This is a genomic window from Psychrobacillus sp. NPDC096623 (assembly GCF_044762655.1).
GTDB lineage: Bacteria > Bacillota > Bacilli > Bacillales_A > Planococcaceae > Psychrobacillus.
In genome coordinates, this window is record NZ_JBIWER010000003.1 from 36,337 (window position 1) to 61,874 (window position 25,538).

26 protein-coding genes and 1 other annotated feature are annotated in these 25,538 nt (G+C 34.9%); of the genes, 9 read left to right on the top strand and 17 right to left on the bottom strand.

The window, feature by feature from the left end; all coding sequences use genetic code 11:
- Positions 1–17: 17 nt before the first annotated feature.
- Both ACIQX2_RS09660 and ACIQX2_RS09665 read right to left on the bottom strand, forming a co-directional pair.
- A complete protein-coding gene (locus tag ACIQX2_RS09660) occupies positions 18–878 on the bottom strand; it encodes a metal ABC transporter permease (protein ID WP_402850481.1) in 861 nt (286 codons plus the stop codon).
- A complete protein-coding gene (locus tag ACIQX2_RS09665; RefSeq protein WP_402849315.1) occupies positions 878–1,621 on the bottom strand; it encodes a metal ABC transporter ATP-binding protein in 744 nt (247 codons plus the stop codon). Before ACIQX2_RS09665 ends, ACIQX2_RS09660 begins: the two co-directional genes overlap by 1 nt.
- A 522-nt stretch (positions 1,622–2,143) precedes the next feature.
- Between ACIQX2_RS09665 and ACIQX2_RS09670 the strand changes: the two genes are divergently transcribed.
- From ACIQX2_RS09670 to ACIQX2_RS09690, 5 genes are all read left to right on the top strand, one after another.
- Positions 2,144–2,407 (top strand): hypothetical protein, encoded by a 264-nt coding sequence (locus ACIQX2_RS09670; protein WP_402849317.1) that lies wholly within the window; start codon positions 2,144–2,146, stop codon positions 2,405–2,407.
- 132 nt (positions 2,408–2,539) lie between these two features.
- Positions 2,540–3,442, top strand: a complete 903-nt coding sequence (locus ACIQX2_RS09675; protein WP_402849320.1) for a DoxX-like family protein — start codon at positions 2,540–2,542, stop codon at positions 3,440–3,442.
- An 11-nt stretch (positions 3,443–3,453) separates the two neighbouring features.
- Positions 3,454–4,065, top strand: a complete 612-nt coding sequence (locus ACIQX2_RS09680; RefSeq protein ID WP_402849323.1) for a DUF4166 domain-containing protein — start codon at positions 3,454–3,456, stop codon at positions 4,063–4,065.
- Complete coding sequence (locus tag ACIQX2_RS09685; protein ID WP_402849326.1) at positions 4,055–5,617, top strand: YndJ family protein; 1,563 nt, start codon at positions 4,055–4,057, stop codon at positions 5,615–5,617. Before ACIQX2_RS09680 ends, ACIQX2_RS09685 begins: the two co-directional genes overlap by 11 nt.
- A 179-nt stretch (positions 5,618–5,796) precedes the next feature.
- Positions 5,797–6,741 carry a bile acid:sodium symporter family protein gene (locus ACIQX2_RS09690; protein WP_402849328.1) on the top strand — a complete coding sequence of 315 codons (945 nt, stop codon included), beginning with the start codon at positions 5,797–5,799 and terminating at the stop codon, positions 6,739–6,741.
- Positions 6,742–7,076: 335 nt separating this feature from the next.
- Here the strand turns inward: ACIQX2_RS09690 and metG are convergent, their stop codons facing one another.
- The gene (metG, locus tag ACIQX2_RS09695) at positions 7,077–8,738 is read right to left on the bottom strand and encodes a methionine--tRNA ligase (protein WP_402850484.1); all 1,662 of its coding nucleotides are present in this window, start codon (positions 8,736–8,738) and stop codon (positions 7,077–7,079) included.
- Between the two features lie 31 nt (positions 8,739–8,769).
- Positions 8,770–9,029 (bottom strand) — a binding site (T-box leader).
- 101 nt (positions 9,030–9,130) lie between these two features.
- On the opposite strand from metG, the gene ACIQX2_RS09700 reads away from it, so the two are divergent.
- Positions 9,131–9,271 (top strand): hypothetical protein, encoded by a 141-nt coding sequence (locus tag ACIQX2_RS09700; protein WP_402849330.1) that lies wholly within the window; start codon positions 9,131–9,133, stop codon positions 9,269–9,271.
- Positions 9,272–9,350: 79 nt separating this feature from the next.
- Here ACIQX2_RS09700 and ACIQX2_RS09705 read toward each other — a convergent pair whose 3' ends face one another.
- From ACIQX2_RS09705 to ACIQX2_RS09720, 4 genes are all read right to left on the bottom strand, one after another.
- Entirely contained in the window at positions 9,351–10,112 is a 762-nt protein-coding gene (locus ACIQX2_RS09705; RefSeq protein ID WP_402849332.1) for a class I SAM-dependent methyltransferase, read from the bottom strand.
- Positions 10,105–10,965, bottom strand: a complete 861-nt coding sequence (locus ACIQX2_RS09710; protein WP_402849335.1) for a M48 family metallopeptidase — start codon at positions 10,963–10,965, stop codon at positions 10,105–10,107. The genes ACIQX2_RS09705 and ACIQX2_RS09710 overlap by 8 nt, the downstream gene beginning before the upstream one ends.
- Before the next feature lie 18 nt (positions 10,966–10,983).
- Positions 10,984–12,330 carry an amidohydrolase family protein gene (locus ACIQX2_RS09715; RefSeq protein ID WP_402849338.1) on the bottom strand — a complete coding sequence of 449 codons (1,347 nt, stop codon included), beginning with the start codon at positions 12,328–12,330 and terminating at the stop codon, positions 10,984–10,986.
- A gap of 460 nt (positions 12,331–12,790) precedes the next feature.
- Positions 12,791–13,858, bottom strand: a complete 1,068-nt coding sequence (locus tag ACIQX2_RS09720) for a citrate/2-methylcitrate synthase (RefSeq protein ID WP_402849341.1) — start codon at positions 13,856–13,858, stop codon at positions 12,791–12,793.
- A gap of 103 nt (positions 13,859–13,961) precedes the next feature.
- On the opposite strand from ACIQX2_RS09720, the gene ACIQX2_RS09725 reads away from it, so the two are divergent.
- Positions 13,962–14,843: a LysR family transcriptional regulator gene (locus tag ACIQX2_RS09725; RefSeq protein WP_402849344.1), complete on the top strand. Its 882-nt coding sequence runs from the start codon at positions 13,962–13,964 to the stop codon at positions 14,841–14,843.
- A 47-nt stretch (positions 14,844–14,890) separates the two neighbouring features.
- On the opposite strand, the gene ACIQX2_RS09730 is transcribed toward ACIQX2_RS09725, so the two are convergent.
- From ACIQX2_RS09730 to ACIQX2_RS09775, 10 genes are all read right to left on the bottom strand, one after another.
- Positions 14,891–15,388 carry an SRPBCC family protein gene (locus ACIQX2_RS09730; RefSeq protein WP_402849347.1) on the bottom strand — a complete coding sequence of 166 codons (498 nt, stop codon included), beginning with the start codon at positions 15,386–15,388 and terminating at the stop codon, positions 14,891–14,893.
- Positions 15,389–15,429: 41 nt separating this feature from the next.
- Complete coding sequence (locus ACIQX2_RS09735) at positions 15,430–15,990, bottom strand: GNAT family N-acetyltransferase (RefSeq protein ID WP_402849350.1); 561 nt, start codon at positions 15,988–15,990, stop codon at positions 15,430–15,432.
- A gap of 49 nt (positions 15,991–16,039) precedes the next feature.
- Positions 16,040–17,116 (bottom strand): hypothetical protein, encoded by a 1,077-nt coding sequence (locus tag ACIQX2_RS09740; RefSeq protein WP_402849352.1) that lies wholly within the window; start codon positions 17,114–17,116, stop codon positions 16,040–16,042.
- The gene (locus ACIQX2_RS09745; RefSeq protein WP_402849355.1) at positions 17,113–17,667 is read right to left on the bottom strand and encodes an AAA family ATPase; all 555 of its coding nucleotides are present in this window, start codon (positions 17,665–17,667) and stop codon (positions 17,113–17,115) included. The genes ACIQX2_RS09740 and ACIQX2_RS09745 overlap by 4 nt, the downstream gene beginning before the upstream one ends.
- 214 nt (positions 17,668–17,881) lie before the next feature.
- Complete coding sequence (locus tag ACIQX2_RS09750; protein ID WP_402849357.1) at positions 17,882–18,442, bottom strand: histidine phosphatase family protein; 561 nt, start codon at positions 18,440–18,442, stop codon at positions 17,882–17,884.
- A 94-nt stretch (positions 18,443–18,536) separates the two neighbouring features.
- Positions 18,537–18,989 (bottom strand): GNAT family N-acetyltransferase, encoded by a 453-nt coding sequence (locus tag ACIQX2_RS09755; RefSeq protein ID WP_402850486.1) that lies wholly within the window; start codon positions 18,987–18,989, stop codon positions 18,537–18,539.
- 499 nt (positions 18,990–19,488) lie between these two features.
- Positions 19,489–20,127 (bottom strand): HAD family hydrolase, encoded by a 639-nt coding sequence (locus ACIQX2_RS09760; protein WP_402849360.1) that lies wholly within the window; start codon positions 20,125–20,127, stop codon positions 19,489–19,491.
- A 780-nt stretch (positions 20,128–20,907) separates the two neighbouring features.
- Positions 20,908–21,567, bottom strand: coding sequence for an HAD family hydrolase (locus tag ACIQX2_RS09765; protein WP_402849363.1), 660 nt, complete (start codon positions 21,565–21,567; stop codon positions 20,908–20,910).
- A gap of 149 nt (positions 21,568–21,716) precedes the next feature.
- Positions 21,717–22,088, bottom strand: coding sequence for a YolD-like family protein (locus ACIQX2_RS09770; protein WP_402849366.1), 372 nt, complete (start codon positions 22,086–22,088; stop codon positions 21,717–21,719).
- A 297-nt stretch (positions 22,089–22,385) separates the two neighbouring features.
- Entirely contained in the window at positions 22,386–23,378 is a 993-nt protein-coding gene (locus ACIQX2_RS09775) for an LLM class flavin-dependent oxidoreductase (RefSeq protein ID WP_402849367.1), read from the bottom strand.
- Between the two features lie 399 nt (positions 23,379–23,777).
- On the opposite strand from ACIQX2_RS09775, the gene ACIQX2_RS09780 reads away from it, so the two are divergent.
- Together ACIQX2_RS09780 and ACIQX2_RS09785 are read left to right on the top strand one after the other, a co-directional pair.
- Positions 23,778–24,704 (top strand): alpha/beta hydrolase family protein, encoded by a 927-nt coding sequence (locus tag ACIQX2_RS09780; protein ID WP_402849370.1) that lies wholly within the window; start codon positions 23,778–23,780, stop codon positions 24,702–24,704.
- A 244-nt stretch (positions 24,705–24,948) separates the two neighbouring features.
- A complete protein-coding gene (locus ACIQX2_RS09785) occupies positions 24,949–25,374 on the top strand; it encodes a GNAT family N-acetyltransferase (protein ID WP_402849373.1) in 426 nt (141 codons plus the stop codon).
- Positions 25,375–25,538: the final 164 nt, after the last annotated feature.

Sequence of the window (25,538 nt, forward strand, 5' to 3'; positions counted from 1 at the left end):
CCTCCGTTTTTATATTACTAACGAGATAGTAGTTCTCTGTTTCGAACGTTCTTTATAGCACGAAACACCAAGCCTTGTTTGGGTGAAAATACAAATGCAAGAATAAATAGTACCGTAGCAGCAAGTACTATTGCGGCACCCGAAGCTAAATTGTAGGTATAACTAAAATACAAGCCAAATATGGAAGATAACACGCCGATTCCTGCCGAAAGGAAGATCATGACCCAAAGACGATTTGTCAACAAGTATGCTGACGCAGCTGGAGTAATGAGCATCGCTACAACAAGTACTATCCCAACTGTTTGAAGGGATGCAACTGTCACCAACGTTAAAAGTGTCATTAAGAAGTAATGGATAACTCTTGTTGGTAGCCCGTATGCCGCAGCCATAGTTGAATCGAACGAACTGACGAGAAGTTCTTTATAAAAGACATAAACGCATACTAGAACAAAAACACCTATAAGCAAAGTGGACCACATCTCTGATGGTCGAACTGCAAGCACGTTTCCGAATAAAATATGATACAAATCAGTACTACTTTTCAGAAGTGTGATCATTATAATCCCAGTGGCAAATGCAGCAGTGAACATAATTCCAATCGAAACATCGTTTTTAATACGGCTGTTCTGACTTATAAATCCAATACCAAGTGAGGTCAAAACACCGAAAAATACTGCTCCAAAAAAGAAGTTAATACCGAGCATATAGGACAAAGCAACACCTGGTAGCACGGCATGTGAAATAGCATCTCCCATCAAAGCCATTCCTCTCAAAATAATAAAACAACCGATCACCCCGCAAATAATTCCAACCATAATGGAGGTAATCAGTGCTTTTTGTAAAAATCCATAAAACATAAGGGCATCAATGAAATTTATCATGCTTTCACCTCCAGATTTGTCAAAGAGGAAAATTGATTGTTATAAGCCTTATCTAATACTTCAGGTCGAATCACTTTCTCCACCACTCCAAAGTCAATGAGTTCTTTGTTCAAAAGGATTAATTCATTGAAATATGCAGTAGCTTTACTTAAATCATGATGAACGACAACTACGGTTTTTCCAATGTCACGAAGTTGCTTCAAGATAGATATAATCGTTTCTTCACTCGTAACATCGACACCTACAAATGGTTCATCAAGTAAATAGATTTCTGGCTTTTGCGCCAACGCTCTTGCGAGAAATACTCTTTGTTGCTGCCCGCCTGAAAGTTCTCCAATTTGCCGATTACGAAATTCTGTCAGCCCTACCTTTTCCAAACATTCATGTGCAAATGCTTTGTCTATTTTCTTCGGGCGTTTAAATATACCTAAGTTTGGATATGTGCCGAGTAGCACGGTATCAATAACAGTAATGGGAAAATCCCAATCAATGCTGCTTCGTTGTGGAACATAAGCAACTTTTGTCCTCATCTCCTTAATCGTCTTTCCTAGAATCGTAATGTCCCCTTTTTCTTTTTGAATAAGGTTCAATAATGCTTTTAATAATGTCGACTTCCCTGCACCATTTGGCCCAATAATACCAACTAAATTTCCTTCTCCAACTGTGAAACTGACATTTTTCAAAGCCTCACTACCGTAGTAAGACACATATAATTCTTTTACTGCAATGGCTGTCTTCACCAATAATCCCTCCTATGTTAATATTTAAATGCCCAAAATTTGCACAAGGGCAATTTTCTTTCGAGATTTACACCATTAGGCAAAATAATAAACGTACAAACAATTTCTCACGCAATATTCTTTCCCTAGGGAAACTTTTAGATTAAAAAAAAGCTAATTATGTTGGGAAAGTAGATTTTGTCTTTAAAGTATATGAAGCTCACTTCATATTAGTTCCCCCAAAACTTATAATAAAAAAATAAAAACACTTTCTTAAAAAAATCATGATTTCAATTAATACACCTATGAATTATCAGGAAGCCTCTAAACAAGCGCAGATGAACATAAAGCTGGGGAAGATGGTGGTACTATTACTAATTTGAATCGGATGCAAGGGTTAAAAAGTAATAAGTAATTAGATCTAGAAGAATATTCTCCATTTGCTTTCTAAGTCGATAAAATAACTCTTACAGTTTAAGTCTTTAAAATTGAGGTACATATATATTAAGACCAATAAAATACTATTTATAGGAGGAAATTATTTTGAAAAGAAAAATGATTGCATTACCTTTAGCATTATCTACTTTACTTATACTAGGAGCATGTGGAGATGACGAAACAGATGTGGAAGATATCGAAGTAAACGATCCAATGATAGAAGATGATGGAGAAAATGATACGGGTGTAGAAAACGAAGCAAATAATGAAGAAGAGAAAATAGAGGAAGATGATGTACAGGAAGAAGAGGATCCAGAAACGCAGGATGAAGGTTCAATTAACGATTCAACCGATGATGCAAACGACTAAACGAAAGCACTTTTCACTTTTAATAGTGAAGAGTGTTTTTTTTTGCTAAGAATTCTATATTAATTTGGAGATTAACAGATTTATAAGTAAAATCTCTATTCTATTATGGTATTCTCAAAAGAGGGGTGCATAATGAAAAACAAACCAATATATGTAGAAATTAGCATCAAAGAAAATATAGAACGTGTATGGGAGGCTACCCAGAATCCCACCTTGCACGAGCAGTGGGATTTACGTTTTTCTTCTATTACCTATTTACCGAAAAAAGAAAATGAAACTCAACTTTTTGAATATAAAACAAATATAGGATTTGGTTTAGCTATTGCTGGTTGGGGAAAAAGCGTCGGTACTTTTCAAGCAAAGGATGATTCAAGGACATCTTCCCTACATTTCGGTACGGATCATCTTCTTTCTCCTATTAAAGAAGGAAAAGGTTATTGGAAGTATGTGCCCGAACATAATACCACTAAGTTTTTCACTCAATACGACTACGATGTGCCATGTGGTGCTTTTGGTAAACTACTGGATAGAATTACTTTCAGACCAATAATAGGCTGGGCAACGGCACTAAGCTTTGATGTATTAAAAAGATGGCTTGAAAAAGGAGATACTCCATCAGCGCAATTTACTCGATTTTTTACACATTGGATTATTACCTTTCTATTCTTTTTCGTTTGGATTTATCAAGGATTAGTACCCAAATTAATCATGATGCATCCGGAAGAAGTCGCTTTGACTAGCGCGTTACTTCCTCTCAAGCTAAGCGATGCCCATATGATGGTCGCAACTATTGGTGCCATAGAGATTATTTTTGGTCTCATTTGGATTCTTTATCAAAATAAAAGAAGATTACTAAGATTGCAGTTAATCATACTGCCTCTGCTAACCATATCTGCAATAATTGCCGACTCTTCGGTACTTTCAAATCCATTTAACCCGATAACATTTAACTTATCTTTAATCGTATTAACGATTATTGGCTTGTTACCGAGTAAGGATATCCCAACAGCGAGAAGCTGTAAACGCGTAAGGTAAGGAGCTAATACATGTCCATTTATAAAGAAATTCTTGGAGAACAATTTTATAAAATGCACCCAATGCTTCAAAAAAGATATGGAATTGAAGATGATAAAACCTTTAAAGGAACTGGAGTGATGCATAAAATAACTAGTGGGCCCAAACGGTTATATCCTTTTCAAATGTTTGCTGCACGCAGAAAGTTTTTGTTTCCTGAACATGGCAATAATATACCCTTTCATATTATCAATGAACAACAAATTGGTCTAAATGGAGAGAAACAGGTTCATTGGGAAAGAAGGTTTTATTTCCAAAATTGTTACCGAGATTTCAATGCTCTAATGACCTTAGATAAAAATAAGCAGTTAGTGAAGGACTACCTAGGCGAGCCTAGTCTCTTTTACTCTGAGTTGACTTTTGAAGTTACAGATCAAAGTCATCTAAGTATCGAATCTCAAAAACAACGAATTGTGTTAGGAAGATGGGAATTTCCCATTCCAAGATTGTTCCAAGGGAATGTTTTAGTCAACGAATGCTATATGGAAGAACATGAAGCTTTTTTTATTCATGTATTGATAACGAATCCGTTGATCGGTACTTTATTTGAATACAAGGGGGAATTCCAATCTGATGACCTTTAAGTTGCTTGCTGGGATACATATAATTTTATTTGCTATAGTTGCATTTTTTACTGTAAACCCTTGGTACTTCTTAATGCTGTCCGTAGCACAGATTTTGTTTGTACCCCTAACATTACAACTCCTTTTAAAAGTAAAGCTTCAGATGTATTATTTTGTCCTTCCTGCTATTATTTCTGTAATTGTATTGCAAATAACAAATGAAACTAGTTTTGATATTGCACTTGCGTTCATTTACTTACTATTTACACTTGCTGTGGCGTTATATGGATTTGGTCGCTTTGTTCACAGGAGATTTACTCATTTAGAGGAATTCTCAATAGATGCTGGCCTCATGTATTTATTCATGGGAGGGATATGGTTTTTTGCTTTCGAAGTAGGTTTTGATACTGGCTTCTCCCCTATGCTGACTTGGCTTACAGCAATACATTTCCATTACTCTTCTTTTTTATTGCCTATTTTTATAGGTTTTACCGGAAGACTTTATAAACCTAAAAGCTACTCATTTTTTACTATAATCATATTGGTATCACCATTAGTAGTTGCTGCGGGTATCACATTCTCACCTTGGCTTGAATTAATGTCTGTCCTTTTATATATCATTGGTATTTATGGTTTTGTCGTTATTGCATTTAAAATTCCATTTAAAGGACTGCTACAAAAAAGTCTAGTTTTAATTTCGTTTAGTGCATTATGTATTACAATTATTTTCTCTCTACTCTATGCGGTTGGAAATGCTTTTGGTGTATTTCAAGTAAGCATTGAGTTTATGTTGAAGTTTCACGGTTTTTTTAATTGTTTGTTATTCGGATTATGTGGTGTAATTGGTTGGTCAATTTTGACACCTGCCACTTCTTTTAGGAAGTGGAATTTTCCGATTAGCCAGGTTAGAGGGAAATTTGTTATTGGCGAACAAATACTAGAACGTAACAAAGGGACTGAGACCTACAATGGACTTGTAGACGATATGCAGATATATGTTAATAAGAAAAATGTGAAGTCTGCAATTATCGACTTCTATGAAAATACTAGACAATACCAGCTATTCTCTGAAGTACATTGGCATACATGGTTTAAGCCATTTGCCGCTGTCTATGGAGTTATTAGTCAAAAGATCCAACAGTTGAATCTACCCTATTCTTCTAGAAAAATGGAGATGATTGGCGATATTATCACTGTTGAAGATAACCGTTTTAAGACTAGGGCTTGGCTTCGTAAAATAGAATCTAAAGTTATTTTTGTCGCCTTATATTCCTTACATGAAAAAGGCGAGAAAACATATATGAATATTGCATTGCCGCTCCCTTTCTCATCAATGATCGGCATACTTGAACTGCAAGAGCTAAACAATAGAAACCTGTTATTAACAAGTCACAGCAGTTATACTTCGGATACAGGAATTTACTTAACGTTTCGTAAGTTTGTGTTTAAACTGCCACTTCAGGAGCAGTTTTTAATTGAAGAATTACCTAATGGACAGCTTTTTGCTAAACATCGGATGAAAATATTCTCAATTCCTTTTTTAAGTATTGACTATACAATTGTTAAAAAATAAGCTCATTGTATTTTAATCATTAGCGATTCATGTAACGCAAAACAAGTGCTATACCACACTCTGTAATATACAGGGAATTCTCAACTTTAAGAAAAATTTTCTATCATTTGTTCTATATTTTTTCTTGGTTGATAAAATTCTTCACTAGATTTTTAAATAATTTAAAAGAAGGTCTTTTTGTGTTAGAAAAACTAAACGTATTTCTCCAAAAATACATTGCTATCTTGACCCCACTTAGTTTGGTTTTAGGTGTATTGTTAGAGAACATTGGGCAAAATCTATTATTCCTCGTATCATGGCTTTTTGCTTTCATGACATTTGTAGGAAGCTTAAGTATGAAATTTAAAGATGTAAAAATTTTTGTGAAGCATCCAGTACTCATTTTATTCACCATTGTTTTCTTACACCTACTGATGCCTTTATGGGTTTATTTCTTATCCACTATCATTTTCGATGACCATTTATTGACAGTCGGCTTTGTATTATCTGTTGCCGTCCCGACCGGCGTAACAAGTATTATTTGGATAAATATTTGCAAAGGAAATTTGCCGTTAGGTTTATCTATTATATTAATAGACACGCTACTCTCTCCGTTTGTCATGCCTTTAATGCTCCATATAGTTTCAGGAGAAAAAATTCAATTAGATGTTGCATCACTAATCCTTAATTTAATATTAATGATTGTGTTGCCTACTATTTTAGGAATAATTGTGAATGAACTTTCAAAAGGTGAAATACCAAAGAAATTCGGAAAGAAACTTGCTCCTTTTTCAAAGCTGTGTTTATTTGCAGTCATTATGATTAATAGTAGTGTGATATCTCCATACTTAAAGGATTTCAACACACATCTAATTTCTGTCTTACTTTTAGTCCTTTTAATTGCTGTGTCAGGCTATGCTTTTGCTTTAATCATTGGTCGCTATATTTTAAAGGACTATCCGCAAATGATTACTTTTGTATTTACAGGAGGAATGCGAAACATTGCAATAGGTGTAATTGTTGCAACGACCTATTTTCCAAGCAAAGTAGCAATGCCTGTTGTATTCGGAATGTTATTTCAACAGGTTTTAGCTTCCATATTTAGCAAGGTGATTACAAAAAGATCAGTTCCCCAAAATATCTAGCTTAGCTAGTAAATATGAGAAGCTAAAAAGCCGAAGTTCCACTAACAATTAACTAGTATAAAATAAAATTTCAAATGAACATATCGAGCTTTCCCCTGTACAGAAAACTAAAATAATTTACTCAACCATCTGGAAATCGAATTCTAATGGTCTCCAGGTGGTTGAGTTATTTTAGAGTGATTACAATAACTGGGAATTTTTTCTTTATCACCTGTTTATTTCAATATTATATAAACTCAAAAGAACAAGATACTTATATAGCACCAATTTTCTCCACCCTTTGAGAACCATTCTATACATGTTGTAGACATTAAATTACACTTACGTTTTTTTATTTAAGCTTCAGCAATTTCTCTAAGATAATCTAGCTCCTTTTGTATTACACTAGTATCAATTTTTTCAAACAAAGGTCTAATTGTTTGTAACTGAATTGGTACAGGATGAATAGGCTGCCAAGAAAATTCATCTATATTGAGATAGGTTTTTACTTCCTCGCTTGAATAGGGCAGAAATGGTGATAATATTTGTGCTGCATTTCCAATAATGTACACACAAGTAGCAATAGTTTCTTTACACTCTAGTTCCTGTTCTTTTATTTGAATCCACGGTTTTTGAGCATCAAAATATTTATTTCCCTTTCGGATATAGAGAAATATTGTTTCTAATGCTAACTTGAGATGGCCTTCTTCTATTAGCTTTCCTATTTCTTCATATAATTTTTCTGTTTGCCGTATTATTTCTTTAGATAAATTACTTTCTGGTAAATTTCCTCCATAAAATTTCTCGATGAATTTAAATGTGCGATTCACAAGATTTCCGTATGCACCAAGCAACTCTGAGTTGTGACTATATATGAATTCTCGCCAAGAGAAATCAGTATCACGATTTTCTGGAGCATTTATCGTTAAAAAGTAGCGAATGGAATCAGGATGATACCTTTCTAAAATATCTGGTATCCAAACTGCCCAATTTTGACTGGTAGAAAGTTTTCTTTTTTCAAGTGTTAAGTATTCATTGGATATAATATGTGTTGGTAAGGCAGGATTGTTAATCCCTAATAATATTGCTGGCCAAATAAGTGAATGGAAAGGGATATTATCTTTTCCATGGATATAGTATGAGATTGTTTCTTCTGCCCAGTACTGCTGAACTTCTGTCCTATTCTTCTTTGCCCATTCTTTACTTGCCGAATAATATCCTGCGACTGCTTCAATCCATACATAAACTTTCTTTTCCTCATATCCCTTAACTGGAATACTTACTCCATTCGGAAGATCTCTAGAGGCTGCTCGATCTAACAGCCCTTCCTTTAAGTAACGCTCAGATAATTGAATTGCATTGTCTCGCCATAATTCACTGACTTTCGCTTTTTGCACAAAATTCTCTAAATTTTCTTGAAAATTACTCAAAGCAAAATAGAAATGCTCTGTTGTTCGGATTGAAGGTTCATTTCCACAAAGCTTACACGTTCGGTCGATTAAATCTAAGGGATCTAAAATCTTGGAACAATTATCACATTGATCTCCACGAGCCCTACTCCCACAATTCGGACATTTTCCTTCTACATATCTATCTGGTAAAAATTGCTTTTCTACCTCGCAATAGGTCTGTTCTATTTCTTTTTTATAAATAAATCCATTATCTAATAGCCTTAAAAATAGTTCCTTTACAACTTGGTGATGATTCTCACTGTCTGTTCGCGTATAGAGATCATAAGAAAACCCCAAACGCCGAAAAGAATCCTCGAATTCAGAGTGGTATCTATCGGCTACCTCCTTTACTGAAACCCCTTCCTTATTCGCTCGTATAGAAATAGGTGTACCATTACAGTCACTACCCGAAACATATAGTACATCCTCCCCCTTCAATCTAAAATACCTCGCCAGTATATCCCCTGGTAATAATGCAGCTATATGCCCTAAGTGCAACGAGCCGTTTGCGTAAGGCCATGCCCCTCCAATAAAAATACTCATCTGCTTTTCCTCCTTTTTATAAATAAAAAAACCTCGCCCTTACCGGAAATATCCCGATAAGGACGAGGTTAATAATCTCGTGGTACCACCTTAATACTCAAACGACTCACATCGTCTGACTCTAAAAGTACATGGCAAAAAGCCTTTATACTTTGACATGGATAACAAGTGCCAAATCTTGTCGTATCCTACTAGTTACAAACGTTCAGTACGAAGCTCAGAGATCATGTTCAGATGACTAGTTTGCTTCATTTCCACCAGCAGAAGCTCTCTTTATAACATCATCAACTTACTTTTCCTCTTCATCGCTATCAATATATATTAGATAATATGATTATACATAAAATTCTGAACTACACAAGAATTTTTGTGAATTCCATGATAAAATGGTAAAAAGTGAAGGGGGTGCATCTTTTTTGAAAAGCTTCATTGATGATTTTGCTGGTGCTATACATGATATTTTATATTATGTCTCTTATTTTATTGCCGGTCTGCTTATAGTGGGTGTACCACTTTATTTGATAGTGATTTTATTTGGTTGGATTTCTCAATTGTAAACAAGTCTTTTGTAGTACTTAATAAGAACCCAGTTCCAAGGTATAATTTTTGGATCTTCAAGTACTCGTTTGTCCAATCTTATTTTTTTCTACATACATAGATCATTTCATAACCATCCTTACTTAGAGGTGATTTTTTCCAATCCTCATAGGCATGCAAAATGTCTAGTCCGTTTTCGGACAGTAATCGTTCCATTTCCTTAGGATATGTATATCTTAAGCTAATGTTCGTTTTTCTTTCATCTACTACATTACCTTTGTCCAAGTATTTTCTGATTGTTGTATAATGCTGTATCTGTTCTAAAGGGTCATAATTACTAATTGTATACACATCTACTTTTTTACTTTCCACCGTATCCGTATATGTTTTCCAATATTCTTCTGTACTTGGTTGCAGTAACTCATCAGCATTTGGAAATCTCGTCCCAAATATAAAAATTCCATCTTTCTCTAAATGATTATTTATCGACCTTAAAACAAGATTTTGTTGTTCATTTGAATGAAAATGTTGAAAGGAGTTTCCAACCATAAAAATAAATGGGCTTTTTTGGTCTAATTGAAGCACTGTACAATCTTGCTGTAACCACTCAATTTGTTCATTTAGATCATTTACTTTTTTCTTCGCTCGTTCAAGCATACCTGCATGTAAATCTACACCAATCAATTCGAATCCTTTTTGCGCTAAAGGAATTGTCATTCTTCCAGTTCCACATGCCAAGTCTATGATTGGTCCTCCTTGTTGGATAGCCCATTCTGTAAGTAAATTGAGTTCTCCAGTATAGTCATCATTTTCTATATCATAGGAAACTGGATCACTATATTCTTCTAGATTATTATTCATTAATTTCTGCTCCTTCTTGAGCTAACCACTGAGCTATTTTCTCTTCGAATCCAAGTTCCTTCCACGCAATAATAGTGGCTTTTTCTCCATGCATTTCCTTATATTCTTGTACAAAAAGGTCCCCTAAAAAGTAAGCTAATCTACTATAACCAAATCTATTTCCACCATTAATAGAAAACCATTCATGAAATAATTCACCGGAAGTTAAAGTTTCATAGTCCTCCTTAAATACCTGCTTAATCTTTGTAGTATTTGCTAGTGCAAAAGCAAGCCATTCGACACCTTCATCATTATAGGAAAAATAGACAGAGGGATGAATATTATCAGCTATTTGACGGGATAAATGTGTTGCAATTCCTTCTCTATATAGCCATATGAGCGGATGTGTCCATAGAGCCTTGGACCAATCCATTCCTGCATTATCCGATAGAATATTTTGAGCTAGATGTCCAAATTCATGAGCAACTATTACGCGTAGATGATCAGAATTTGGTGATAGCTTTTCTAACGCAAAAGTAATATTTGGAATGATTTGACGATAAGTATATGCATTGGATCCAAACCCGCCGACAATCAAATTTATTTCGACTGGAAATGATATATCATATTTGTTCTTATATGCCTCTGCTATTTCAAGAATAATAGATTGAATATTTTCGTGTACTTCTTTGATTACGCCGAAATAATGAGGATACTTTTCGATTGATTGTAAATGTCTTTCTTCTGTGTTCTTACAATGTCCATTGAAATACTCCTTGAAAATAACAGGAAATTCCGCATAATATTTACGTAAAGATTGTGTTGTTGGCTCAAAGTTAGTAAAGAAATATGGAACAGTATCTATTATTTGCACCCTAGTTTCTCTCCTTTTTTATTTGCTCACCGTTAGTTCGTATTCATCCATAAACGCTTGAATGTTTTTCATTACTGTTTCTGTATCTGGAACTTTCTCTAAAATTTCCTTTTGTGAATAAACAGTTCCTCCTTTGATTACTAAATTAATCTCTTTCGTATGTTGAATATTTTCTAATGGATTTTCATTTAATATGACGATATCTGCTATTGTACCCTCTTTAATTATTCCTAGATCTAGACGTTTTAAAGCTTTAGCTGCATTTATCGTTGCTGCACGAAGGGCATCTATTTCGGTTATTCCTGCTAGTACAAACAATTCTAATTCACGGTGTAGCGCCATTCCAGGTATGGTAAATATCCCCGCGGGTGTATCGGTTCCTGCAACAACCTGCCCACCTAAGTCGTAGTAGGCTTTTGCTATTTCCTTATTCATCGTAGCTTGTTTGCCAAGTTTTTCTAAAGAAGCTGGTTGACTTAAAAAGTATTTCCATTGGTTAACCAATCCTTCGTTTTCTTCAAGTTTTTTTGTTACATCATTTACTGTGTACCAATAGTTATTTAGTAGCTTTGCTTGATCCAATAACACCATTGTTGGACAAACAATCACCTTGTTTTCAATAAGCACTTTACAAACTGCTTCTATTTTTTTCCGATCAGGTTGTTCCCAATCGATAGAGTCCCACACCGTTTCCTCAGCTTGCATCGTCCACTCTGGATACATATCCTGGACAATTCCTGATGCATGTTCATTCCATTTAATACCCATTTTTGCTGCATCTATTGCTGTGACATCCTTTGAATAGACTAAGTCACAGCTCACTTCTTTATTTTGTAAATTGGCTTCCTCAACAACTGCCCTCATGGTTTCTTTTGGCAACCAACCGTATACTTTTATTAAATCTGCACCTGCTTCTACTTGTCTACGGACTTCCTCTTTTGCGGCTTCCGAGCTCTTCGCATTCATACTCCAAGGACTTGTCTCTCCCCACAATCCCGGAGGTCCGTCAATAATACGATCAGCTGAAATAACTCGAGGCGTAGGTGCTTCTATTGAGGCATGGATTAAGTCCTTTAATTCATTGACATTGCCTCCTGTATTTCGAACAGTCGTCACACCAGAAGCAGTGAATAGCGGAGCAAAGCCTTCTTTTATATGTACATGCATGTCAATAAGTCCCGGAATTACCCATTTCCCTTGAAGGTCCAACACTGTTACATTGGAGCTTAACTTATTTTCATTTTCTCGTATATTTTCTACCCTGGTTATAATGCCATTTTCTATCGTAATATTATTCATCGTTATATGACCACTTTCAACATCAATCACATTCGCATTTTTTAATAATAAAATATTGTTTCCCACTCTTTAATTTCTCCCCTTTTTTACCTTTATTATTATACTTATAAAACTAGAAAAAGGTTTCACAATTCAGATAATTTAGTTGATGCTTTTCACCGATGTTGAGTAATTCACCACAACTTACTCGTCTTCTAAATGTTTATTAAAGGCTGTTACAAAAAAACATATACCGCTTACAATTAATACAATACATATGAATAAAGGGAAATATCCTATCGCAGATAAAGCATCTGCAAATCTCCCATATCCCCCTCCTCTAGTTGTATATATAGCTGCTGCAATCTAGGTCATCCCAAATAACATAATTCCTGAAAGTGTTGCGGTTGCTCCCATTAATATATATTTCAATATTTATACCCCTTTCATATACAACTCTTATATGTATATTCGCCTTGATGAAGAGATTTCCTTTTCCACAAAAGAAGATGCCGTTTTTCTGTTAGTAAAACGGCATCTTTAAAAATTATTTAATTTCTCCAACGTATATAGATTGTGGACGGAAAATTGTATTGTCTTCAAGCTGTTCAATCGCGTGAGCTGTCCAACCAACCATTCTTGCAATACTGAATGTCGGTGTGAATAATTCTGGAGGCATATTAATCGAGCGCATAATGGCAGCCGCATAATATTCTACATTCGTATATAACTTCCTACCCGGTTTATACTCCTCCAATAACTGAGTAATTTCTTTTTCTGCGATTGTTGCAATATCTAGCCATGTATCTTTACCTTGAAGCTCCAAACACTTCTCTCGCAATATAATCGAACGGGGATCTTCCGTTTTATAAATTCGATGTCCGAAGCCCATGATCTTTTCGCCTTTTTCTATTTTATTTTTTACAATGGTACGAATCAGTGTAGGATTTTCGAATTCATTCAACATAGAAATTACTCCAGATGGAGCTCCTCCATGTAGGGGTCCTTTCATTGTCCCAATAGCTGAAGTAATGGCTGCTGTCAAATCTGACTCTGTTGAGATCGTTACTCGTGCTGCGAAGGTCGATGCATTCAACCCATGCTCCATCGTAAGTTTCAAGTATGTTTCCAGTGCTTCCACTTGGACATCACTTGGCAATTCTCCAGTTAGCATCCATAAATAATTTGCTGTGTGGGAAAGATCCTTATTCGCATCAATAATAGGAAGTCCTGATTGGTTCCGATAATGTCTAGCTACTATTATTGGAAGTGCTGCTGTTAATAGAACTGCTTGCTCCTTTATAGACTTTGCTTTAAATGACGGATGAGCAAATGCAGAAATAGCCGTTCTCATCGCATCCATTAAGGAAATTTCTGTAGGAAGCGCATCAATAATAGCTATTACGTGTGGAGGTAATTCTCTACGATCATTCAACCCAAAGTCATTTGAGCCTCTTTGCCCAGGCCATATAAAGGCCGCCAATTGTTCAAATGTATTTGTAGCAACTAGCTCATCCACTAGTACCCCTCTGTATCTTAGTTCCCCAATGTCACCCTCGACTGATGCAATTTTGGTATGAACTGCTACAATATCTTTTAACCCCTTTTGAAACATATATAACTCCTCCTTTTCTTTAGTATATGAGGAAAACTTGATAATAAAAATTAAATATATATAATCATATTAATTACTATTATTAATCAAAGAAGGTGTATATATGGAATATCAATGGCTAAAAACATTCTGTACTGCTGCAGAAACACTTAACTTTCGAAAGGCTTCTGAAAAATTATTAATGTCTCAGCCAAGTGTGACCGTTCATATCAGATTATTGGAGGAACATTTGGGATCACCTCTTTTTGACAGACAAAATAATCGAGTAACCCTCTCAGAAGCAGGAAAATATTTTCTACCTGATGCACAAAAACTAGTGAACAATACTGAAAGCACGATTCACAAAATGAATGCATTTAAACAAGGGTATCGTCGAACTTGGACAATTGCTATTTCACCTCTCATGGCCGAAACGATTCTTCCCTATTTTTTACGTTCATTTATGAAACTACAACCCGACTTAGAAATACAAATCCGTGTAGAGGAATCCTACCTTATAGAAGATCTTGTAGATTCAGGAGAAGTACACATTGGCATTTCTGCACTAGATGCACAAAGAAAAGGAGTAGAATCCATTTCCTTTTATGAGGATCCGATTTTATTCGTCATGCCTGTAGATACTTTTGATGAGGAAAGTGGTCCTCCGATTGATGTTAAGGATGTTTTACAGAAAAACTATTTATTTACCCATCATCACCCCATTTTCTGGGATGATCTTCTAGTAAAATTGCATAAGCATATAAACGGAGTCAGAACGATGAAAGTGACACAGGCACATATTGCAAAACGCTTTGTACAGGATGATTTAGGCGTATCCTTTTTACCTCACTCAATAGTTCGGCGTGAGCTATTAGAAGGCAAAGTGATGCAGCCTCATTTTGATTTATTTGAGTTACCTACTGTTTCTACTTTCATTCTCGTAAAAAAGAAAGGAGATTTGGAAAAGTTATTCATTGACCAAATATCGAAGTATTATTTTGGTTGAATTTCAATATTAAAAACACGAGCGAAATAATCGCTCGTGTTTTTATATCAGAATGGGTAATTGATCTTTCCAGTTTCAACTAATTGTTTTAACCCCTCAAACATATAGCCCCATCCTTGTTCCGTTTGAGTTTTATATTCATCCTGCGCTTTTTCGATATCTTTTTCCGTCCATCCTTCTTCATGAGGAACAACTATTAATTGTGTGAAAGTCATGACGCATCCATTCTCAGTAGATTCAAATTCAACAGTAATTTCATCCACTGTATCACTGAATTGTGGCATTTTGAATGTCAAAACCAACTTATTTGGCGAATTAATCTCCAAGTACTCCCCGATAGCTCTGTAATCTTTTCCTTCTCGATGATCGACAATTTCCCACGCGCCACCGACATGAGGTTCGTTCATTGATACCTTATTAGTATGTTCCATCGTGAAGAGCCATTTTCTCATCATCTCTGAATTCAGCCAAGCGTCAAATACTTTATCAGCAGTTACATCAAAACTCTTTGTCATCGTCAGTGCTATAGTTGAAGTATTAGCCATTTTAGTCATCCCTCTCAACAAAATATTCTAATTAAAGTATACTACATATAATTATTTTTATAATAGATCAAGAAATCAGTCCACTGGTCATTTTCTAAGGAAAACTCTTTTCTTTCGCATTCAAATTTAAATCTAGCTTTTTCAGCGAGTCGGATCGAGGGATAATTATCCATATTAATATGTAATTCAATACGATGGAAATTTAAATAGGAAAAGAAAGCTTCAGTAGCTGCTATTACACTTTCTAAACCATAACCCTGTTTCCAATATTGATTGTGAATGGAGTAGCCCATCATTGCCCACTGATAATCCATCCGCAAGATTGTTATTAGTTCTACTTTCCCCACATTTACTCCGTCTTCTTTTCGAAATATTCCAAGGATGTACATTTCATCTTTTTTAGCTGCTTCATTAAAACCTTCAACCCAATCAACAAACCATTCTTCTGTAGAAGCAGACATATCTTCAGGTCGACCGTCATCATAATTATATTGTGAGGGCATTCTATGATCAAACTGATCGTACCAGTTATTATAATCCGTTTTTTTAAAGGGACGTATGATGAATCTTTCGGTTTCTATTGTTAACTTTGAAAATTCCATGGTTCACCTACTCTCGATACATACTGTTCAAATCTTATAATTTATATAATCAGTCATCACTATTCTTCTCCTGCTCTGCACTTTTACTAAATGCTCTACTCCACATCCAGCCTAATGTTAACAAGCACAGTACATAGAGGACATACTGAACCATCGTTACCGGATATCCCAATATTTTATGGCTGATGATATCGAGACCTGCCAAGGCGAATAGACCTAAAATAATTAGTGATATACTCTTTTTATGTTTTATCGAAGTTCGCTTCAATAATCTTATAATTATATAATAAATTGGTAGCATGAGAACAAGCGCAAGTAGGGCTATGCCTCGCGAATTAAATAGGTTAATCAGTATACCAGAACTCGGCGAAATGAATAATATGAGATTTTCCTCAGGAAGTGTATCAAATGTTCCGCTATACGTATTACCATCCTTTTGGAGTGGTAAGTTCACATAGACACTTGCCCTCTTTGGCACTTTTACTTCTATATTTAAGTCTTTGAAATCGCTCCAGTAAGATGCTGGATGGAGTAAATAATCTAACCGATAAATAGGATGGAGGCTGGCTCTCTCATCTATTCCTAAAGTTGCCTTGTATTCAATAGTCAGCGTTTGTGTGCTCTTTGCATTTAATGTTACTTCAAAAGTTTTTGCTCCTAATTTATTCGAGTTGCCTATAACATCGTACCCTCCAAAAGAATATTTTTTTCCTGTTCTTGGATTAATCCATTCAATATGAGGATCGTCGCCTATTAATTCTTCTGGATCAAAAGGAACATTACCAGTTAAAGGTATTTCAGTTCCATCTAAGTCTATACTCCATTCACTTGACTCTCCTGGTTGAGGAAATGCTATAGGTACTAGAAGATCCTCTGCTGTTTTGTTTTCCATCTCATATATAACTCGAACATTCGCAAGCATTATTGGAAACGATATATCCCTTTGCTGTTCGATATCAATATATAGTTTCTCACTCTCAATGCTGATGACGCTTTCTTCCATCGGTAGGACATGTCCTATTGGGCTAACTGGTTCTTCAAAGTAACTCGTACCATTTGCAAAGATGGAGGTGGGATTGATATAAATACTAGCTACTATGAGTAGAAATATTACAAGCTTTCTCATGCTCCACCCTCTCTTTTCTCTTGTAACGCTCCTCTTATTGCTAAATAAAGTTCATCCACAGGTTGAGAGCTATCAAGTTTTAATATAGGACTTTTTGATAATTCCATTTCATAACATTGCGCAGCATATGTTCCTATCATTGCTTTATCTTGTTCCTTTAAATACGTTTTACACCATTCTAAGAATTCATTCGTTTTGTTTCCATCTTCATCAAGCCATGATTCTTTCGGATTATTTCGCTTAATCTCTCTCTTTCTTAAACGTTCCATTCTAATCTCTTCATCAAGAAAGAGGAAAACAAACAAATCACGATTAGTAAATCCATTTGGATACCATGAAAAGATTGAGCCTGATACTACATAATCGGGATTGAATTCCATATCTATTTCATACATTTCTTTTCGCTTTTCAATCGGATAGTTTTCAGTAAATGATTCATCTTTCCATAGATAATTATCTGTATCAATCCACTTAATATTTTCTTTTTCACTTATAAATTTTGCTAAGGTACTCTTGCCCGTTCCAGACCCACCAATAATTTGAACTTTCATTGATTTTACCGCCTTTCTCGCTGAAAAATCGACGTTCCCCTTGCTTCTTAATGAGAGGATTAAATTCTCTTCCTCTTATTTTCAGGCTGTTACAACAAAGACGTAGCCCTTTACTAGCCAATGGTTTATCAGTATATCTTGGAATTATATGTAGGTGACAATTTGGCACATAAACTTGATTATCAGGTAAGCAGGTTCTAAGAATGGCCATCCTTTACAACCTCTCCCATATTCTATTAACTTCTATCAGCTTCTTTTGATCAAAAGTCAATTTATAAATATCGGGCATATCAAGTTCCTTCCAAAAAGTAAAATCATAATTTTTATCAAAGTAATTCATTATTAATACCAATAGGTTACCATGTGTTCCTACTGCAATATTTTTTCCTATGTACTGTTCCAATACATTCAAAGTTGCTTCAACTCCACGTTTTCGGGCGATAATATTAGATTCTCCACCTTCCCACGAAAAGGTCTGGTCCTCCCATACTTTTGTGATAGCAGAATTAAAATCCTCAATAGGCTCTTGAGACAATTTACGTTCCTTAAAATCATCTTCTATAATAATTTCTCTTCCTATAAATTTTGCTATTCCTTCGACTGTCTCTATGGCTCTTTTATATGAGCTCGAAATTACCACATCTATATTTTCTTGTTCAAGCATTTGAGTAATTCTTTCTGCGTCGACAAGGCCCCGTTCTGATAAAGGTCTTCCTAATTCATCTGGTGTATATGTAGAATGAGCATGTCGCACGAAGTATAAATTTGTTTGCATGTTTGTTTACTCCCCAAGGTCATTTTTTTATATTAACTAAAAAAACAAACTTTTTTTATTAATTTGATTTTATCCAGTGAATTCCTCAATTAATTTATACATTCTGAGATAGTCGAATCATATCCCTACAATGTATTCCGTTTTCAAAAATTTCTTCTAAATAATGCTTTGTAAAAAAGTCTATATCCACCCCTATAATTCTAAAACCACACTTTTGATAAAGCGCAAGCTGTCCTATACTTGAATTTCCAGTTCCAATTTCAATTGTTTGGAAGCCTTTTAACCTTGCTTTTTGTATAGCATCTTCCACTAACTGCTTTCCAATCCCTTTACCCTGTTGATTAGCCACTACTGCAATATTAACCAATTCCACCGTTTCCGGTCTTGTTGGACGCAACACATAAACCCCAATAATTTTCCGTTCATTTTCAGCTACAAAACAGTCACCCCGATTAACGTATTCCTCTACAATTAATTTTGAAGGGTCAGCCGTTAAAAGCAACTCTATTGGGGGTTTTTCCCCTTTTACAAGTTTCCTAATATTTATGTTCATCATAATCTCCTATTTATAACTACTTCTTCTTTTATACCTTTCATGGCTATATATCCAGCAATTCCTTCTGGTACGCTCAAATACTCCATCTCCATTTAAGATGAAGTATTCTGTCGTTTATTTTGATATATATTTATAAAAAGATACTGCTAAACGAATGAATAAAACATAAATAAAGGACTGACAAAAACTTAGACATATCACAAATACATATCGTCCAAAATCTTCGGTTTCCGTAACACTATAGAACTGCAGCTGCCAATCCAAGAAAATATTATAGTAACTTACACCTAAAAAAATAGGAATTAATAATACCCAATAAAACTTAGGCATACTACCAATCATATTACCTTTTACGAGCATTAACTCACATCCATTTCCAAGTTTAAGTTACTGCTGCAATAACTTTTTAAGATTGTCGTCTATGTCTCGAAGATCGCGATTGTCACTTCGCCCTCTTATCCCTTAGTATAGAGTTCGCAACCTTGTAAATTTATAAGTTTGTAAGTGATTGTATGAATTCATTTACACTACCAAACATTTGATCTGGTTGTACACTAAATTCCAGAGTCTGATAATTTGGCAACCAATGTACTCCGATTGTATGTACGTTCGCTTGTTTACCAGCAAGAATGTCCGCGTCACTGTCTCCTAGAAAAACAGCCTCGGTATTTTTTACGTTAAGCAGTTCCAATGCCTTATTTACTCCCTCTGGGTGAGGTTTTGGTATATAAACGTCATCACCAGTAATGATTACATCAAATAACTCATTCATATTAAGGCATTCTAAAGAAATAACCAGACTTCTTTCTGCTTTTCCTGTTACAATCCCTAACTTGTAGCCTTCTCTTTTTAAGCGATAGAGTAAATGATTAATCTCTTCATTATCTATAACAAGTTCACGGTGCTTTTCTATATATTTTTCATAATATAATTCAATTGCTTTATCGTGATTTTTATCCACAAGATTTTCTCTGATAATTCCAGTCTCAGATGGACCGAACATAGCCTTAATTTCATCAGAATTTACTTCCATGTTGTCAAATTCCTTAAATACTGCTTGAAAGGCATAAAAGCAAACTGGCAAAGTATCAGCAATGGTTCCATCAAAATCAAAAATGATCGCTTTCATAATTTCACATCCTTTAATATTCTTGTGTTTTCTTACTTCTGTCAGTTCAAAAAATTACTAGCGAAAAGTACTTCTATATATTAATAATCCACTATTAACAGTTCTAAGCCCAACAACTGCAAGAGCATTCAAATAGTATTCATTTTATTTAAACTACGTGTAATTTCAATTGGTGAGAAATATAGTAATCCCCCTATGATTCCAAACAAGAAGCTATATGGTACAAGGTGGTAGAAAATATCTTTATTTTCTAACTCACCGATATTTATATAAAATAATATAAAGAAAATTATTCCTATTAATGTGGCAATTAAATATCGAATACATCTTGATTTAATCGTAGATTTGTTGGATACGATTAGTAATGTAGGATACCCTATCAAAAAATATAAAACTATAATACTTAATGTGCCAATAGTATAGAGCATTTCACTATTTACATTTACAAAATAAAAATAAGTTTGGAATAATATAATTGAGATTACTGAAATTACGAGAGTATATCCAATTTTTTTCAATACTTTACACCATCTCTTTTTCCTTATTAGCTTAACTTCTTTTAGTTTTGTAATAATTAATGTTTTAACTCTTTACTTGATCTATTTTTCCTTGTGGCTTATAAAAGACTAAAGAAGCGCCAATTATTATACAGATTAAACCACCGAAACCAGTAGTAATGATGGCAAATTGTTCCGAAAAGTAAAATTTGCTTATTGTTAGAAAAATAACCAAAATCCATCCTATAAGATTTCAATATACTGGCGTTTCATTTTTCTCATCCTACCACTCATCCATCAAAGCTGGTATTTCCATTAAGTCATCTATTTCATACTCTGCATGAACATCCGTCCATTGTATATCTCTTTTCCTAATACCCATCATCCCAGCATTATTGGCACCTTGCACGTCATTTTCTGGATGATCGCCGATAAAAACGCATTCGCTTGGTAGCACACCAAGTTTGTCTGCAGCTCGTAAAAATATTTGGGAATCAGGCTTTTTCATACCTTCCCATTCAGAAATTAAAATGACCTGAAAATAGCTTTCTATACCTAAAGCTTTTATATTATCCATTTGAAATTGGCCATATCCATTTGTAATCATACCGATTAGTACTTTTCTTTTCTTTAATTCCTCTAGCATGAGCAAGAGATGATCGAAGGCGACACAACTATACCTAAATTCCTTCAAATAGTCCTCGAGCAGTTCTTCCCAAGAAATTTTGGTAATTGCAAATTCCTCCACGAGTTGTCGATAAACTTTATCCTTCCAAACGTATCCTCGGCTATCCAATTGTATAAACCTTGTTTTATACACATCTTTTGTAATAGGACCGATAAGATGACTCAGTCTATCATATTGCTTATCTGCAAATATGCTTAACGACTCGTCTCTGTTGAGCAGTGTTCCATCAAGATCAAACAAAATTGCTTTAATCATTTTATTCTCCCTTTACTTTTTATCTATGTACTCCCATGTTTTATTTCTTCTAGTATATTCTTCCACATCTTCCTATTAAAATCCTTCTTTTCTGCATCCATACAACAACGGCATCATCCCTGTCGAAGGGATGATGCCGTTGGTAGTTGTTATTCTAATAGGGTGACGTCTACGATTTCATCAATCGCTACTTCAAATGAGCGGAAGGGATCCTCCAGTTCGATTGTTCGCTTTCTCAAATCAATCCATTGTATTGTGCCGCGGTTATAGATAAACTCTCCCTCTTTCCACCGTTTTATTTTAATCTCGACATTTCGTTTCATCGCGAGTGCGATTTGATCCTGAATCGCTTCATAGTCAAACTCATTTAAGTCTGGGCGAGGTTCTTTTTTAATTTCTTCGCCATACTCTCGCAGCATTTTCACATGTTCTGGTAACATCATCGCTACCCATTTTTTCGACCCACGATCACGTATATGGGATAAATCAAATTGGTTCCAATCCTCTTCAAATTTAGCCATGCTATCACATTCTTTCTTTTTCATTTATCATATCGAACATCTGTTCTTTTTTCAAGTAGAAATAAATGGCTAATAAAACAATGACCTTCAAAAGCCACCGATTTTTGTTTTATTGATCGATTGTGAAGAGCTATTGAGCGATTATTAGGCTTTAATGATCGATTAATAGGCAGCATCGAGCGATTATTTGATGTCATTGATCGATTATTAAACATCATCGATCGATTCTCATATAGGAGACCATTCTCTCCGAAATAAAAGACACGCCATAATGAGCGTGTCCAATCCAATTTCTATTTACATCAATTCTTTTGCGAGTAAACGATAGACGTTTAATCGTTTTTCTTGCGAATGTGGAATACTACAAATCATTACTTCATCGAAACCATAATTATCTTGCTCTTCCTGTAAAGTCTCCGCCACTTCTTTAGCGGAACCAACTAAATGAATTTTACGATTTTCTTGAATCATCATTCGGTCCATTTCCGTCAGTGAATATTCCTGCGCTGCCTCTGGTGTCATTAATGGGCGAATCTGCCCTTTCATAAGAGATAAACGCGAGATGTCCTGTGGTAATGCTTCAAACTCAGCTTCTTCCTTTGTTTCAGCAACAGTTACTAAGTAAGTAACATTAATCTCCGGCTTCTCCATTAAAGGGGAAGGTGTGAAATTTTTGCGATACGTCTCTAAAATTGCAGGAGTCATACCGCCTTGGAAAAATTGGGCGAAGGAATATCCAAGCCCCATTCTTCCAGCTTGTACAGCACTGTTCCCAGTAGAACCAAGTAACCAAGCTTCTGGCAAGACAATTTTTGAAGGTGTCGCAATCGTTCTGTTATATAGACTATCTTCTGGAACTTCATCATTGATTAGTTGCAGAGCAATGGCTAACTTTTCATACATATTATTGACCAATGGAGGACGACCTTCCGAAAGAGCATACATCGCGTAATTATCTCCACCTGGGGCACGTCCAACACCAAAATCGATACGACCTGGAGAAAGCGCACTTAGTGTTTTAAATACTTCGGCAAGCTTTAGTGGTGAGTAGTGCATCATCATTACTCCACCTGTACCGATACGTAAATTTTTCGTTTTTGCCGCTAAGTGAGCTGCAATTACTTCGGGTGCCGAGCTTGCGAACGCATCTGTTCCATGATGCTCGGCCATCCACATACGGTGATATCCTAGTTCATCTGTTAAAATAGCCAATTCTTCTGCTTTTTTTAATGCTCCTGCAGCAGTATTGCCAGTTGTGATTGGCGCTTGGTCGAGTACACTTAATTTCATCTATTTATCTTCCCTTCTGCAAATCCACCTTAAATACTTCTCTTTACAAATGCTAACGAATAAAAAATAAAAAGTAAACGAAAGGGACTTGGTGATAGAAATAATCCAAGCGACATCTTTTAATGGAGTGAATCAAGAAGTAGCAGACGGAGAAACAATTAATCGTCGTTACAGAAGCAGGAGAGTTTGCTTATAACAAGATAAAAATAAAATAAAAGGGATTTAATGGGTTCTCTTTCGGGGGGCAAAACAGTAAAATAATATATAAATTCGCAGACTTATTCGCAAGAGTGAGTAGGTCATTTTGATTACTTAACCGGATATACAAAATAATAGTATACAATCTTTATAAAGTAATATGTGTAACAGAAATAATTATTATTCAGTGGAGGTAACCTCATGACAGATGAAAAAATTGTATTAGGTGCTGGAACAAAGTACCCACTTAACGGAATGTTGACCATTCCTGATAAAGTTAAAGGCTTGCATCCAGCGATTATTTTAGTTCACGGTTCTGGTCCAAGTAACATGGATGCAAAAATCGGAAATAATCATCCCTTTAAAGACCTGGCTAAAGGTTTGGCGAAAAAAGGAATTGCAGTGCTTCGTTATGACAAGAGAACATTCGTATACGGTAAAGAACTGAAAAAAGAAACTGGGTTATCAGTTAAAGAAGAAACAATTGAAGATGCTATACTAGCAGCTAACTTTTTACGAACGGATCCGCGTATAGATGGAAACAAAATATATATTATAGGTCATAGCATGGGAGGTATGTTGGCTCCAAGAATCGATGCTGAAGGTGGAAACTTCAATGGAATCATCATTATGGCTGGTTCCCCACGCAAATTAGAAGAAATTATGATAGACCAAAATAATGATGTTTTAAATTCATTGAATAAGGTTTTAAAAATGATTGCTCGAAAACAAATAGCATCATTAACAACTAAATTCAACAACATCTATAATCTAAGTGACGAAGAAGCAAAGTCAACCAAAGTTTTGGGGAAATATGTTAGGACTTACTACTTCAAAGAAATGGGTGAACATCCATCCACAAGTTATCTCAAAGCTTTGGATATACCAGTTTTCATTTTGCAAGGCGAGAAGGATTTCCAAGTATCAATAGAAAAAGATTTTAATGGTTATAAAAAATTATTGGAGAACAATCCAAATGCAACATTTAAACTTTATCCGAACTTAAATCATTTGTTTATGCCTTCCGTTTATGGCAAGATACTAAAAGCGAGAAAAGAGTATAAGGTTGAACAACAAATAGATAAACAAGTTATTAAAGATATTTCTGAATGGATTTTTTCTATTTAGGTAATAACACGTGAAATTCTAAGTTACCGACTTTACTACTTTTTGGTTTTGGCAACATCGATTATTCCGTAAAATAAAGTTATGGTAGCTACCCTAAATCAAAATGGGTATCTTTGTTAAAATACCGGAGACTTTGTGAAAGAAGGTACTTAGATTAACGGTACAGCTTAGTTGAAAAAGAGGAGTTACTAAAGCGATGTCGAATATATTTATTGGTGAAGTTTGAGGCATTGGAGGTAACATTTTGAAAAACTATAAGATTGAAAATAATATTCCCACATTGGAAGAATTCAAATATTTGTGTGCGTCTGTGGGATGGAGTAATTATATGAATTTTGAAGTGGCAGAAACATCACTAAAGAAATCTATTCACTGCATTACAGTCAAAGATAATGAACAAATTGTTGGTATGGGTAGAATTGTGGGCGATGGGGCGATTTATTTCTATATCCAAGATATAGTGGTTCATCCAGATTATCAGAAACATGGTATAGGAAATGAAATAATGAATTTATTGGTTAAATACTTAAATATAAATGCACCCGACAAAGCATTTGTTGGTTTGTTTGCCTCACAAGGTAAAGAAACGTTCTATGAAAAATATAATTTTAAAGACTTCTCCCCAAATATGACTGGTATGTTTACTGTGATTTCAAAAAAAGAGATATAATTAATTTAAATTTTGAGAGAATCAATTAATCGATTTTAAAACAATCGTTCTCCAATTAACTTTTTTAAAAAGACATCAAAATAAAGTGAGCTTGGAGATATATTTCCAAGGTCATTTTTTGTGTGTATTTTTAAATCAACTTTTACCTGTGACATAGCCTAAAA